Source organism: Streptomyces sp. NPDC001914 (assembly GCF_042891215.1).
In the GTDB taxonomy this organism is placed as follows: Bacteria; Actinomycetota; Actinomycetes; order Streptomycetales; family Streptomycetaceae; genus Streptomyces.
The window spans coordinates 158,774-171,658 of sequence record NZ_JBIASW010000017.1; the positions used below are offsets into that span (position 1 = coordinate 158,774).

Below are 12,885 nucleotides of genomic sequence, written 5' to 3' on the forward strand. Positions count from 1 at the left end.
CAGGTATCGGAGAAAGAGATCGGCAACGAGGGAGGGGGCCCACGTGCTCATCGACACCTACGGCCGGGTCGCCACCGACCTGCGTGTCTCACTGACGGACCGGTGCAACCTCCGCTGCACCTACTGCATGCCCGAAGAGGGCCTGCAGTGGCTCGCCAAGCCCGACCTGCTCACCGACGACGAGATCGTCCGCCTGATCGGGATCGCGGTCACCCGCCTCGGCATCGAAGAGGTCCGCTTCACCGGCGGCGAACCCCTGCTGCGCCCCGGGCTGCCCGGCATCGTCGAGCGGGTCACGGCCCTCGACCCCCGCCCGCAGACGTCCCTCACGACCAACGGCATCGGCCTCAAGCGCACCGCGAGCGCCCTGAGGGCCGCCGGCCTCGACCGGGTGAACGTCTCGCTGGACACCCTGCGGCCCGACGTCTTCAAGACCCTCACCCGCCGCGACCGGCACAAGGACGTCATCGAGGGCCTCGAAGCCGCCCGCGACGCCGGCCTGACCCCCGTCAAGGTCAACTCGGTGCTGATGCCGGGCCTGAACGCCGACGAAGCCCCGGACCTGCTGGCCTGGTCCATGGAGCACGACTACGAACTCCGCTTCATCGAGCAGATGCCCCTGGACGCCCAGCACGGCTGGAAGCGCGACGGCATGGTCACCGCCGCCGACATCCTCACCTCGCTGCGCACCCGCTTCGAGCTCACCGAGGAGGGCTCCGGCGAGCGGGGCTCCGCACCCGCCGAGCGCTGGATCGTCGACGGCGGCCCGCACCGCGTCGGGGTGATCGCCTCGGTCACCCGCCCGTTCTGCGCGGCCTGCGACCGCACCCGCCTCACCGCCGACGGCCAGGTGCGCACCTGCCTGTTCGCCACGGAGGAGACCGATCTGCGCGGCGCCCTGCGCTCGGAGGCGCCCGACGAGGAGATCGCCCGCCTCTGGCGTGCCGCGATGTGGGGCAAGAAGGCGGGAGCGGGCCTGGACGACCCGTCGTTCGTGCAGCCCGACCGCCCGATGTCGGCGATCGGCGGCTGACGGGATCGGCTAGTCCTGCCCGTGCTCCGCGGGCCGGGAGGCCTCCCACTCGGCGAGGGGCACGACGTCCTTCAGGAACCCGCGCACCCCGAGGAACGACGACAGGTGCTCGCGGTGCTCCTCGCACGCGAGCCAGGTCTTGCGGCGCTCGGGCGTGTGCAGCTTCGGGTTGTTCCAGGCGAGGACCCACACGGCGTCCGCACGGCAGGCCTTGGCCGAGCAGACGGGGGAGCCGGGACCGGAGCCGGGGGCGTTCGAGATCACCCTGCCGACCCTAGCCGAGGCCTCGCGGCGAGCGCTCCGCGCGGTGGTCGAACCGACCGCGAACCGGGCTCCTGGACCCCGCAAAGGCGACGCCGAGCAGCCACGGGGGGAGCTGCCCGGCGTCGGTCTGTCGCTCCGACGGGGGATGCGGAGCGCGTACGAAGTATGTCACGGGTAACCCGTCGCCCGGCACCGGAACAACATGATTGATCTGAGCTTTTCTTGAGCTTGCCCGCGCGGGGATATTCCGTTTTCGGAGCATGCGCCGGCGTCCGTCCGGAGCTGAACCGGCTTTGCCCCAGGGCGAGTTCGCCCGTGTTCCGGCTCCGGTCCGGCCTCAGGCCGGGTTGCGCGGCTCGGCCCCCGAACGCGCCTCGGGACCGGTCGCGGGGTCCCCGGCGGCGGGCTCCTCGGCGCCGTCCTGCCGGGGCGCCGCGATCATCGGACGCAGCGGAGCGGTGACGAACGTCGAGGGGAGCGAGGGCGCGTTCTCGCGTCCGGCGTTGGCGATGACCACCGCGATGTACGGGAGGAGGATCCCGAGGACCAGAGCGACCAGAGCGACGGGCCGCTCGACGTTCCACAGGGTCGCGGCGAGGATCACAGACACCGTACGGACGGACATCGAGATGACATAGCGGCGCTGCCGGCCGCGCACGTCGTCGTCCAGGCTCTGTCTGGCTCCCGTGATCCGGAAGACCTGGACGTTGCTCTGCTTCCTGATCACGCTCCACCACCTGCCTGTGTCGGACTCCCGGTCCGTACCCGTCACGAACCCGTCGAGGAAGCGGGCCCGGACTGCTTCCACGGTACGCCGCGTCTGCGTCGCCTTCGAGACCGGGGCAGGTCCCGTCCGGGCGGGCGCGGTGCGCCGTAGCGCGTACGGCTCCGCCCGACATGCGCCGTATGGCGGACAGCCAGAGACTGACGGTACCGCTCACGGGGAGCGGTTCACGGGGAGCGGTACGAGGAGGCGGACATGGGCTGGTTGTGGGCGATCATCGTCGGGTTCGTGCTGGGCCTGATCGCCAAGGCGATCATTCCGGGGAAGCAGCACAGCCCTCTGTGGCTGACCACCATCTTCGGCATCCTCGGAGCCATCGTGGGCAACGCGATCGCGCGGGCCTTCGGCGTCGAGGCGACGTCCGGCATCGACTGGACCCGTCACCTGTTCCAGCTGATCGCCGCGATCGTCATCGTGGCGCTGGGCGACATGGCGTACATGGCCCTGTGGGGGAACAAGAAGATGCAGCAGCGGGCGTGACCCCGGACGCACGAAGGGCGCGGGCCGCCTCCCGATCGGGAAGCGGCCCGCGCCCTCGCTGTCGTCGGAACGCTCAGCCGCCCGTGACCTCCACCGCGGCCAGGCTCTTCTTGCCCCGGCGCAGCACCAGCCAGCGCCCGTGCAGCAGGTCCTCCTTGGCCGGGACCGCGTCCTCGGCGCCGACCTTCACGTTGTTCACGTACGCCCCGCCCTCCTTGACCGTGCGCCGGGCGGCCGACTTGCTGGCCACCAGACCGACCTCGGCGAACAGGTCCACGACCAGGCCCGCCTCGGCGACCTGGATGTGCGGCACCTCGGACAGGGCCGCGGCGAGCGTGCGCTCGTCCAGGTCGGTCAGCTCGCCCTGCCCGAAGAGGGCCTTGGACGCGGCGATCACGGCGGCCGTCTGGTCGGCGCCGTGCACGAGCGTCGTCAGCTCCTCGGCCAGCGCGCGCTGGGCGGCACGGGCCTGCGGACGCTCCTCCGTCTGCTTCTCCAGCTCCTGGAGCTCCTCGGGGGACCTGAAGGACAGGATGCGCATGTACGTCGACACGTCACGGTCGTCCACGTTCAGCCAGAACTGGTAGAACGCGTACGGCGTCGTCATCTCGGGGTCGAGCCAGACGGCGCCGCCCTCGGTCTTGCCGAACTTGGTGCCGTCCGCCTTGACCATCAGCGGCGTCGCCAGCGCGTGCACGTGCGCCGCCGGCTCCAGGCGGTGGATCAGGTCGAGGCCCGCCGTGAGGTTGCCCCACTGGTCGCTGCCGCCCTGCTGGAGGGTGCAGCCGTACCGGCGGTACAGCTCCAGGAAGTCCATGCCCTGGAGCAGCTGGTAGCTGAACTCCGTGTAGCTGATGCCTTCCTCGGACTCCAGGCGCCGGGCCACGGAGTCCTTGGTGAGCATCTTGTTGACGCGGAAGTGCTTGCCGATGTCCCGCAGGAACTCGATGGCCGACAGCCCGGCCGTCCAGTCCAGGTTGTTCACCATGACCGCGGGGTTCTCGCCCTCGAAGGACAGGAACGGCTCGATCTGCGAACGCAGCCGCGTCACCCAGTTCGCGACCGTCTCCGGGTCGTTCAGCGTGCGCTCGGCCGTCGGGCGGGGGTCGCCGATCTGGCCCGTCGCCCCGCCCACCAGGGCGAGCGGCCGCAGACCCGCCTGCTGGAGCCGGCGCATCGTGAGCACCTGCACCAGGTGGCCGACGTGCAGGCTCGGCGCGGTCGGGTCGAAGCCGCAATAGAACGTGACGGGACCGTCCGCGAGCGCCTTGCGCAAAGCATCTTCGTCGGTGGACAGGGAGAACAGGCCCCGCCACTTCAGCTCGTCGACGATGTCCGTCACGGTTCTCGTATCTCCTCGGGTGGTCTCGTGAATCAGGTACGAGGTTATACGCCCTGGCTGACAGAACTCATATTGAAATCCGGCACCCGCAGAGCGGGCATCGCGGTGCGGGTGAACCAGTCGCTCCACTCGCGGGGCAGCGTCTTCTCCGTCCGCCCCGCCTCCGTGGCCCGTCCCAGCAGGCCCACCGGCGACTCGTTGAACCGGAAGTTGTTCACCTCGCCCACGACCTCGCCGTCCTCGACCAGGTAGACGCCGTCGCGGGTGAGCCCGGTCAGCAGCAGGGTCGCCGGGTCGACCTCGCGGATGTACCACAGGCAGGTCAGCAGCAGACCGCGCCCGGTCGCGGCGACCATCTCCTCCAGGGAACGGTCCTCGCCGCCGTCGAGGATGAGGTTCCCGATCGACGGCGTCACCGGCAGCCCGGTCAGGTCCGCGCTGTGCCGGGTGGTGGACAGGTGCCGCAGCTCGCCCTCCCGGATCCAGTCCGTGGCCTTCAGCGCCAGCCCGTTGTCGAACACCGAGGCGTCGTCGCCCGAGGAGTGCGCGAGCACGAACGGGGCGGACTCCAGGCCCGGCTCGTTCGGGTCGCTGCGCAGCGTCAGCGGCAGCTCGCTCAGCCGCTCGCCGATCCGGGTGCCGCCCCCCGGCTTGCTGAAGACGGTCCGGCCCTCGGCGGCGTCCCGCGCCGCCGCCGACCACATCTGGTAGATCAGCAGGTCCGCGACCGCGGTCGGCGGCAGCAGGGTCTCGTAGCGCCCGGCCGGCAGCTCGACGCGCCGCTCGGCCCAGCCGAGCCGCACCGCGAGCTCCGCGTCCATCGCGGCCGGGTCGACGTCCTTGAAGTCCCGCGTCGAGCGCCCCGCCCACGCCGAACGCGTACGGTCCGGGGACTTGGCGTTGACCTCCAGCGTGCCGTTCGGCTGGTCGTGCCGCAGCCGCAGCCCCGTCGACGTGCCGAGGTAGCTGGAGACCATCTCGTGGTTGGCGAATCCGTACAGCTCCCGGCCGCCCGCACGCGCGCGTGCGAACGCCTCGCCGAGCGCCGGAGCGAAGTCGGCGAAGACGGTGGAGGACGTCTCGGCGGGCGCGTCCGTGAAGTCGGGGGACTCCGGAACGCCCGTCACCAGCGGCCGGCCGTCCTCGGCGGGACCGGCGCCGCGCGCCGCCGCCTCGGCCGCCCGCACCAGGGGCTCCAGCTCGTCGGCGGTCACGGCCGAGCGCGAGACGACACCGGACGAGGTGCCCTCGCGGCCGTCGACGGTGGCGATCACGGTGAGCGTGCGCCCGCGGGTGACCCCGTTCGTGGTGAGCGCGTTGCCCGCCCAGCGCAGGTTGGCGGTGGACTGCTCGTCGGCGATCACCACACAGCCGTCGGCCCGGGACAGTTCGAGGGCCCGCTCGACGATCTCGTGCGGCTTGTTCGTACGGGCGCTCATCGACCGGCCTCCGACGTGGTGTTCAGGATGTTGACGCCCTTGAAGAGGGCGGAGGGGCAGCCGTGCGACACCGCGGCGACCTGGCCGGGCTGGGCCTTGCCGCAGTTGAAGGCACCGCCGAGGACGTACGTCTGGGGGCCTCCGACGGCGGCCATCGAACCCCAGAAGTCGGTGGTCGTCGCCTGGTACGCGACATCACGGAGCTGGCCCGTGATCCGGCCGTTCTCGATCTTGAAGAAGCGCTGGCCGGTGAACTGGAAGTTGTAGCGCTGCATGTCGATGGACCAGGACCGGTCGCCGACGACGTAGATGCCCCGGTCGACGCCCCCGATCAGGTCCTCGGTGGACAGGCCGCCCGGGTCCGGCCGCAGCGAGACGTTGGCCATCCGCTGCACGGGCACGTGCCGGGGGGAGTCGGCGTACGCGCAGCCGTTGGAGCGCTCGAAGCCGGTCAGGTCCGCGATCCGCCGGTCGAGCTGGTAGCCGACGAGCGTGCCGTCCTTCACCAGGTCCCAGGACTGGCCCTCGACGCCCTCGTCGTCGTACCCGACGGTCGCCAGGCCGTGCTCGGCGGTGCGGTCACCGGTCACGTTCATCAGGTCGGAGCCGTACTTCAGCTTGCCGAGCTGGTCGAAGGTGGCGAAGGAGGTCCCGGCGTACGCCGCCTCGTAGCCGAGCGCGCGGTCCAGCTCGGTGGCGTGCCCGATGGACTCGTGGATGGTCAGCCACAGGTTGGACGGGTCCACGACGAGGTCGTACACCCCCGCCTCCACGCTCGGCGCCCGCATCTTCTCCGCCAGCAGCCCCGGAATCCGCTCCAGCTCGGCGTCCCAGTCCCAGCCGGTGCCCAGCAGGTACTCCCAGCCGCGCCCGACCGGCGGCGCGATCGTCCGCATCGAGTCGAACTCGCCGCTGGAGTCGTCGACGGCCACCGCGGTGAGCTGCGGGTGCAGCCGCACCCGCTGCTGCGTGGTCACCGTCCCGGCGGTGTCCGCGTAGAACTTGTTCTCGTGCACGGTCAGCAGGGACGCGTCGACGTGGTTGACGCCCTCGGCCGCCAGCAGCCGCGCGCTCCAGTCGGCCAGCAGCCCCGCCTTCTCCTCGTCCGGCACGGAGAAGGGATCGATCTCGTACGAGGAGACCCACGTCTTCTCGGCGTGCACCGGCTCCCGGGCCAGCTCCACCCGCTCGTCGGACCCCGCCGCCTTGATCACCTGGGCCGACAGCTTCGCCATCGCCACGGCCTGCGAGGCGACCTTCGCGGCCGCGTCCATCGTCAGGTCCACGCCCGACGCGAACCCCCAGGTCCCGCCGTGCACGACCCGTACCGCGTACCCGAGATCCGTGGTGTCCGACGATCCGGCCGGCTTGGCGTCGCGCAGCCGCCAGGAAGCGCTGCGCACCCGCTCGAACCGGAAGTCCGCGTGGTCGGCGCCCAGCGCCCGCGCCCGCGCGAGCGCGGCGTCGGCGAGTGCGCGCAGCGGTAGCGCCGTGAAGGCTTCGTCGATGGAATGAGGCACCGAGGTCTCCCTGCTGTCGTGGCCCGTCGGGTCCGATCATGTCGCGCCCGCGGGCCCGGCGGCCACGCCTTTGCCGCGACCGGGCGCGTCCTCGGGCCGCGGGGCGTCCGTCTTCCGGCCCTGCCACCCCGGCTTTCTGTAGGGACCCGACAGCAGTCACCCGAACCCACTGTCGGTGCCCGATTCTCCCGGAGGCCGGGCGGACCGATAGGTTTTCGAGGAAGGCGCCTGTATTGCAGGGGTTTCAGTCCGCTAACGAAAGGGTGATCCGTTGAGCCGCTCGGTTCTCGTCACCGGAGGCAACCGGGGCATCGGCCTCGCCATCGCCCGGGCATTCGCCGACGCAGGCGACAAGGTCGCGATCACGTACCGGTCCGGTGAGCCGCCGGCCGCCCTGACGGAATTGGGGTGCCTGGCGGTCAAGTGCGACATCACCGACACCGAGCAGGTGGAGCAGGCCTACAAGGAGATCGAGGACGCCCACGGCCCGGTCGAGGTCCTGATCGCCAACGCCGGCATCACCAAGGACACGCTGTTGATGCGGATGTCCGAGGAGGACTTCACCTCGGTCGTCGACACCAACCTCACCGGCACCTTCCGCGTCGTCAAGCGGGCCAACCGCGGCATGCTGCGTGCCAAGAAGGGCCGCGTCGTCCTGATCTCCTCGGTCGTCGGCCTCCTCGGCGGTCCCGGCCAGGCCAACTACGCGGCCTCCAAGGCCGCCCTCGTCGGCTTCGCGCGCTCGCTCGCCCGCGAGCTCGGCTCGCGCAACATCACGTTCAACGTCGTCGCGCCCGGCTTCGTCGACACCGACATGACCAAGGTGCTCACCGACGAGCAGCGCGCCGGCATCGTGTCTCAGGTGCCGCTCGGCCGTTACGCGCAGCCGGAGGAGATCGCCGCGACGGTGCGGTTCCTCGCCTCGGACGACGCCTCGTACATCACTGGAGCCGTCATCCCCGTTGACGGCGGACTGGGAATGGGTCACTGATCACCATGAGCGGAATTCTTGAGGGCAAGCGCGTCCTGATCACCGGTGTGCTGATGGAGTCCTCCATCGCCTTCCACACCGCGAAGCTGGCCCAGGAGCAGGGTGCCGAGATCATCCTGACCGCGTTCCCGCGGCCCACGCTGACCGAGCGCATCGCCAGGAAGCTGCCGAAGCCCACCAAGGTCATCGAGCTCGACGTCACGAACGAAGAGCACCTGGGGCGTCTCGCGGACGTCGTGGGCGAGGAGCTGGGCGGCCTCGACGGCGTCGTGCACTCCATCGGCTTCGCGCCGCAGGACGCCCTCGGCGGCAACTTCCTGAACACGCCGTTCGAGTCGGTCGCCACCGCCATGCACGTCTCGGCGTTCTCCCTGAAGTCGCTGACGATGGCCTGCCTGCCGCTGATGCAGAACGGCGGCTCCGTCGTCGGTCTCACCTTCGACGCGCAGTACGCGTGGCCGCAGTACGACTGGATGGGCCCGGCCAAGGCCGCCCTGGAGGCCACCAGCCGCTACATGGCCCGCGACCTGGGCAAGCAGAACATCCGCTGCAACCTCATCTCCGCCGGCCCCATCGGCTCCATGGCCGCCAAGTCCATCCCGGGCTTCGGTGAGCTGGCCTCCGTGTGGGACACCCGCGCCCCGCTGGAGTGGGACCTGAAGGACCCGGAGCCGGCCGGCAAGGGCGTCGTCGCGCTCCTGAGCGACTGGTTCCCGAAGACCACGGGCGAGATCATCCACGTGGACGGCGGTCTGCACGCCATCGGCGCGTAAAGGCTCACGCACGGCACCGGCGCCCCGTTTCCCGCATCGCGCGGGGAGCGGGGCGTCCCCCGTTCGGCCCAGTCGGCCGGGCGGCCGGGACCTCGCGCGCGGCACGCTGGGAGTACGCACCGCCCGCCCCGCAGCCGTTCGGCCGAGGAGGTCCCCTTGTGCGCCTGTCCCGCCGCTTTGCTCCGGTGTTCGCCGCTGTCGCTCTGGTCCTGGCCGTTCCGTACGACGCGATGTCCCTCCCGCGCGCGGAGCGTGTGAACGACGGGGCCCGGCCGGCCGCCGCGGGCGAGGGTGCGCGAAAGCCCGTACCCCAGCCCTTCGGAGCCGAGTGCCGGACCACCGTCACCGGTTCCCATGTCGTCGCGTACTGCCACAACCCCTATGTGGGCATCGACCGCGTCGCTCTGCACGTCGAGTGCGCCCGCTGGTGGGACATCGACACCGACAGCACCCCGGTCGAGGTCGGACCGGCGATGACCGTCCGGCTGACCGGCCGCTGCTGGAAGGAGATCCGCGAGGTCTGGATCACCCACGAGGAGTGACATCAGTGCCGCCCGGCGGGCCGGGCCGGCACTGGAAGGGATAGCTGGCCGCCTCCGCGGCCGCCGCCTCCGCGTCGCCCGCCCTGATCGCGTCGACGAGCAGGGTGTGGTCCATGTACGACTCCGGCGTCAGCTCCTTGCCGACGTCCACCCGCAGCCAGTCGCGCAGCACCTCGCCCAGATCCGCGTACATCGCCGTCATGACGTCGTTGTGGGAGGCGGCCACCACCGCCAGATGGAAGGTCGCGTCGGCGGCCACGAAGGCCTCCGCGTCACCCGACTCCCAGGCCGCCTCACGGCGTACGAGGAGAGCCTCCAGCTGCTTGAGATCGCGCTCCGTGCGCCGCTCGGCGGCCAGCCTCGCGGCGCTCGACTCCAGCGTGGACCGCAGTTCGGCGATGTGCCGCGGGTCGGCCTCCGCGAACCGGCGGTGCATCACGCCCGCCAGCTCGCTCGTCGCCACGACATAGGTGCCCGAACCCTGCCGGATGTCCAGCAGGCCGTTGTGGGCCAGCGCCCGGACCGCCTCGCGCACGGTGTTGCGGGCGACACCGAGCTGGTCGACGAGCTCCGGCTCGGTGGGGATACGGGAGCCCACCGGCCACTCGCCCGAGGTGATCTGGTTCCGCAGCTCGGCGATGACCTGCTCGGACAGGGCCGAACGGCGGGGATGGCTCAGCGGCATGACGGTCCTTCGTACGGGCCCGGGTGTGATCGTTCGCGCGGGGCCGGAGATTCCGGAGATTAACGCAGTGGGATTGGACACCCAATCATCCCATGATTCTATGATGGCCTCATGGTCCCCGAGGAAACCCGCACGCCGACGCGTCCCCCAGAGATACGCCCCTCCACCGGGAGCACGGCACCCGCAACGTCCCTCTCGCGCGCGTGGACGACACGGCTCGTGGTCGCCGGCATCGTCCTCGCCGCCCTCAACCTGCGCCCCGCCATCACCAGCCTCGGCGCCCTCCTCGAAGAGGTGCGCGGCGGCCTCGGCATGAGCGGCAGCGTCGCCGGACTGCTCACCTCCGTACCGCCCCTGTGCTTCGCCGTCTTCGGCGTGACGGCACCGCGCCTCGCCCGCCGTTTCGGCCCCGCGGCCGTCGTCTGCGCGGGCATGGTCGCCATCACCGCCGGCCTTGCCGTGCGGCCGTACATCGGGGGAACGGCGGGCTTCCTGGCCGCCAGCGCGCTCGCGCTCATGGGCATCGCCGTCAGCAACGTCCTGATGCCGGTGATCGTCAAGCGCTGGTTCCCCGACCGGGTCGGCTCCATGACGGGCCTGTACTCGATGGCCCTCGCGCTCGGCACCTCGGTCGCCGCGGCGGCGACCGTCCCGATGACCGACGCCCTCGGGGGCGACTGGCACGCGGGCCTCGTGGTGTGGGCGGGCCTCGCGGCGGCTGCGGTCCTGCCGTGGATCCTGCTGGTACGGGCCCGGGGCACGGACCCCGACACCGGCGACCGCGCGCCCGCCACGCCTCCGGACCCCGCACCCTGCGCCACGCAGCCGGCGGCCGGAACCACGGCTCTCGCCGGCGACAGCGTGCCCGCCCCGACCCTGGCCCCGGAGCCCACCACCGCCTCCCCCATCCACGGCGCGAAGCCCCTCGGCACACCCGCCACCCGCCCCGCGCCCGGGGGCCTGCGCATCACCCGCAGCCGTACCGCCTGGGCGCTGGCCGTCTTCTTCGGGCTCCAGGCCACCGCCGCCTACATCACGATGGGCTGGATGGCCCAGATCTTCCGCGACGCGGGCGTCGCCGCGAGCACCGCGGGGCTGCTGCTCGCCGTCACGATGGTGATGGGCGTGCCGCTGGCCTTCGTCATCCCGCGCCTCGCCACCCGCCTGCCCCGGCAGGGGCCCATCGTGGTCGTCCTGGGCCTGTGCGGACTCGCCGGATACGCGGGCCTCTACCTGGCACCGGCGGCGGGCGCCTGGGCCTGGGCCCTGCTGCTCGGCATCTCCAACTGCGCCTTCCCGCTGGCCCTGACCATGGTCGGCATGCGTGCCCGGACCGGCGCCGGCGTCGTGCAGCTGTCGGCGTTCGCCCAGAGCACCGGATACCTGATCTCGATCCCGGGGCCGCTGCTCGTGGGCGTGCTCTACCAGCACAGCGGCGGCTGGGGCCTGCCGCTCGCGCTGATGGCCGGGCTGATGGTCCCGCAGATCGCGGTCGGCATCCTGGCCGGCCGCGACCGCACGGTGGAGGACGAGGCCGCCGGATGAGCCCGCTCCGGAAGCGGCCCCCGGCGACGGGCCGGGGGACGAAGGGTGCGAGACTGGCCGCATGCCTGTGCTCGACCCGAACCCCCCGAACGGCCAGAAGAAGCTCCTGCTCGTGCTCGGCGCGATGCTGGCCATCACCGTGATCATCGGCATCATCGCGTCCGTCGCCTCCCCGTGACCACCGGGCCCCGAGCCCGAAGCCCCCGCACTGACCGCGGCGACATGCGGCCTGACGCCGACGGCCGCCGCACGCGGTCCAGCGGTCCCGCGCAGACCACCGTGTTCGCGGTCCGGCGGCCCGGCACCGATGGCCGCGCACGCCGCCCAGCAGCCCGCACGGACCACGGTCGCACCGGTACCAGGACGCCCCCACGCCTCCTGGGCCCCCGCCGACGGCATCGGTCGGGGACGAGGTGGGGATAACCCCCCATCCCCTAGGGGGTGAGTGTCAGGGTCAAGTGGGTGGATCACCGGATGGGCCCAGAGCGGCGCGTTCCGTAGCTTCGAATCGTGACCGCGAACCGCGGCCAGGGACCACTCGAAGACTCACGGAGGCGGCATGTCGGCCCCTACGCACACCCGGCCCCGCACGGCGACCACGGGCCGCGTCGACATCCGGCTGCCCTGGTGGGCCCTCGCCCTGCCCACGCTCTCCTTCGTCGTCTTGCTGCTCATGATCCTGAACCCGGCGGACGCGCACGCCGCGACCGGCGACCCGGCGATCACTCACTTGTTCGAACGTGTCCAGCAGGCGGTCCTGCACAACGCCTCCTGAGCGGCGCGCCCCGGGCCCGCCGCCGCACACCCGCGCGCCCCGGCCCCACCTGCCCCCGCCCCGCTCGACGGGGATGCCATCACCCCTGACGGGGCAGGGCGTCACCCTCGCCGGGGGACCACATCAACTCCCTGCGCCCCATGGCATGTTTCGTGCGAAGCTGGGACGCATGAGCGTCGCAGAACCCCGCAGGATCATCCTCTTCCGGCATGCGAAAGCCGACTGGCCGCAGGTGTCCGACCATGAGCGGCCGCTCGCCGACCGGGGCCGCATGGACGCCGCCGTCGCCGGACGCAAGCTGGCCGACAGCGGAATCCCCCTGGACCTGGCCCTGTGCTCCACCGCGGTCAGGACCCGCGAGACATGGAAGCACGCGGTCCAGGAGCTCCCGCACCGGCCGAAAACGGTCTACGAGGAGCGGATCTACGAAGCCTCGCCCGGCGAGCTGATCGCCGTGATCAACGAAACCCCGGACGACGCCCAGAACGCGATCCTGATCGGTCACAACCCGGGCATGCACGGCCTCGCCGAGATCCTGGCGGGCCGGGCGGAGGGCGACACCCGCGCCCGGATGACCGCCCACGGCTTCCACACCGCCGCGTTCGCGGTCCTCACCTTCGACGGCCCCTGGAAGTCCCTGGAGCCCGGATCGGCCGCCCTGACCGAATACTGGGCCCCGACGGAGTGACCACACCCCGACGACGGAGAGGGG

15 protein-coding genes are annotated in these 12,885 nt (G+C 71.6%); 9 read left to right on the plus strand and 6 right to left on the minus strand.

Features of this window, described 5'->3' with window-relative positions; genetic code table 11:
- Positions 1 to 43 precede the first annotated feature (43 nt).
- The gene (moaA, locus tag ACFYYF_RS34570; RefSeq protein ID WP_388781749.1) at positions 44 to 1,033 is read left to right on the plus strand and encodes a GTP 3',8-cyclase MoaA; all 990 of its coding nucleotides are present in this window, start codon (positions 44 to 46) and stop codon (positions 1,031 to 1,033) included.
- A gap of 9 nt (positions 1,034 to 1,042) precedes the next feature.
- On the opposite strand, the gene ACFYYF_RS34575 is transcribed toward moaA, so the two are convergent.
- Together ACFYYF_RS34575 and ACFYYF_RS34580 are read right to left on the minus strand one after the other, a co-directional pair.
- Entirely contained in the window at positions 1,043 to 1,297 is a 255-nt protein-coding gene (locus tag ACFYYF_RS34575; protein ID WP_388781752.1) for a hypothetical protein, read from the minus strand.
- Between the two features lie 337 nt (positions 1,298 to 1,634).
- On the minus strand, positions 1,635 to 2,024 hold the full coding sequence (locus ACFYYF_RS34580; RefSeq protein WP_388781755.1) for a DUF3099 domain-containing protein: 390 nt from the start codon (positions 2,022 to 2,024) through the stop codon (positions 1,635 to 1,637).
- A 252-nt stretch (positions 2,025 to 2,276) separates the two neighbouring features.
- Between ACFYYF_RS34580 and ACFYYF_RS34585 the strand changes: the two genes are divergently transcribed.
- A complete protein-coding gene (locus ACFYYF_RS34585; RefSeq protein WP_361685632.1) occupies positions 2,277 to 2,561 on the plus strand; it encodes a GlsB/YeaQ/YmgE family stress response membrane protein in 285 nt (94 codons plus the stop codon).
- Positions 2,562 to 2,634: 73 nt separating this feature from the next.
- Here the strand turns inward: ACFYYF_RS34585 and tyrS are convergent, their stop codons facing one another.
- From tyrS to ACFYYF_RS34600, 3 genes are read right to left on the minus strand one after another with little or no spacing between them, the layout of a single operon-like run.
- Entirely contained in the window at positions 2,635 to 3,903 is a 1,269-nt protein-coding gene (gene tyrS / locus ACFYYF_RS34590; protein ID WP_361685630.1) for a tyrosine--tRNA ligase, read from the minus strand.
- A 44-nt stretch (positions 3,904 to 3,947) separates the two neighbouring features.
- Complete coding sequence (locus tag ACFYYF_RS34595; RefSeq protein WP_388781758.1) at positions 3,948 to 5,342, minus strand: metallopeptidase TldD-related protein; 1,395 nt, start codon at positions 5,340 to 5,342, stop codon at positions 3,948 to 3,950.
- On the minus strand, positions 5,339 to 6,862 hold the full coding sequence (locus tag ACFYYF_RS34600; protein WP_388781761.1) for a TldD/PmbA family protein: 1,524 nt from the start codon (positions 6,860 to 6,862) through the stop codon (positions 5,339 to 5,341). Before ACFYYF_RS34600 ends, ACFYYF_RS34595 begins: the two co-directional genes overlap by 4 nt.
- Positions 6,863 to 7,133: 271 nt before the next feature.
- Between ACFYYF_RS34600 and fabG the strand changes: the two genes are divergently transcribed.
- The 3 genes from fabG to ACFYYF_RS34615 all read left to right on the plus strand — a co-directional run bounded on the left by fabG (position 7,134) and on the right by ACFYYF_RS34615 (position 9,168).
- On the plus strand, positions 7,134 to 7,853 hold the full coding sequence (gene fabG, locus ACFYYF_RS34605) for a 3-oxoacyl-[acyl-carrier-protein] reductase (protein ID WP_361685624.1): 720 nt from the start codon (positions 7,134 to 7,136) through the stop codon (positions 7,851 to 7,853).
- A 5-nt stretch (positions 7,854 to 7,858) separates the two neighbouring features.
- The gene (fabI, locus tag ACFYYF_RS34610) at positions 7,859 to 8,626 is read left to right on the plus strand and encodes an enoyl-ACP reductase FabI (RefSeq protein ID WP_339128529.1); all 768 of its coding nucleotides are present in this window, start codon (positions 7,859 to 7,861) and stop codon (positions 8,624 to 8,626) included.
- Between the two features lie 158 nt (positions 8,627 to 8,784).
- Positions 8,785 to 9,168: a hypothetical protein gene (locus tag ACFYYF_RS34615; protein ID WP_388781765.1), complete on the plus strand. Its 384-nt coding sequence runs from the start codon at positions 8,785 to 8,787 to the stop codon at positions 9,166 to 9,168.
- Here the strand turns inward: ACFYYF_RS34615 and ACFYYF_RS34620 are convergent.
- Positions 9,152 to 9,853, minus strand: coding sequence for a FadR/GntR family transcriptional regulator (locus ACFYYF_RS34620; protein WP_388781768.1), 702 nt, complete (start codon positions 9,851 to 9,853; stop codon positions 9,152 to 9,154). The genes ACFYYF_RS34615 and ACFYYF_RS34620 overlap by 17 nt on opposite strands.
- A 111-nt stretch (positions 9,854 to 9,964) precedes the next feature.
- Between ACFYYF_RS34620 and ACFYYF_RS34625 the strand changes: the two genes are divergently transcribed.
- The 4 genes from ACFYYF_RS34625 (at position 9,965) to ACFYYF_RS34640 (ending at position 12,861) form a co-directional block, all read left to right on the plus strand.
- Positions 9,965 to 11,398 (plus strand): CynX/NimT family MFS transporter, encoded by a 1,434-nt coding sequence (locus ACFYYF_RS34625; protein WP_388781770.1) that lies wholly within the window; start codon positions 9,965 to 9,967, stop codon positions 11,396 to 11,398.
- Positions 11,399 to 11,459: 61 nt separating this feature from the next.
- On the plus strand, positions 11,460 to 11,576 hold the full coding sequence (locus tag ACFYYF_RS34630; protein WP_361685615.1) for an SGM_5486 family transporter-associated protein: 117 nt from the start codon (positions 11,460 to 11,462) through the stop codon (positions 11,574 to 11,576).
- A 381-nt stretch (positions 11,577 to 11,957) separates the two neighbouring features.
- The gene (locus ACFYYF_RS34635) at positions 11,958 to 12,173 is read left to right on the plus strand and encodes a hypothetical protein (protein WP_361685613.1); all 216 of its coding nucleotides are present in this window, start codon (positions 11,958 to 11,960) and stop codon (positions 12,171 to 12,173) included.
- Positions 12,174 to 12,342: 169 nt separating this feature from the next.
- Positions 12,343 to 12,861: a histidine phosphatase family protein gene (locus ACFYYF_RS34640; protein WP_361685611.1), complete on the plus strand. Its 519-nt coding sequence runs from the start codon at positions 12,343 to 12,345 to the stop codon at positions 12,859 to 12,861.
- Positions 12,862 to 12,885: the final 24 nt, after the last annotated feature.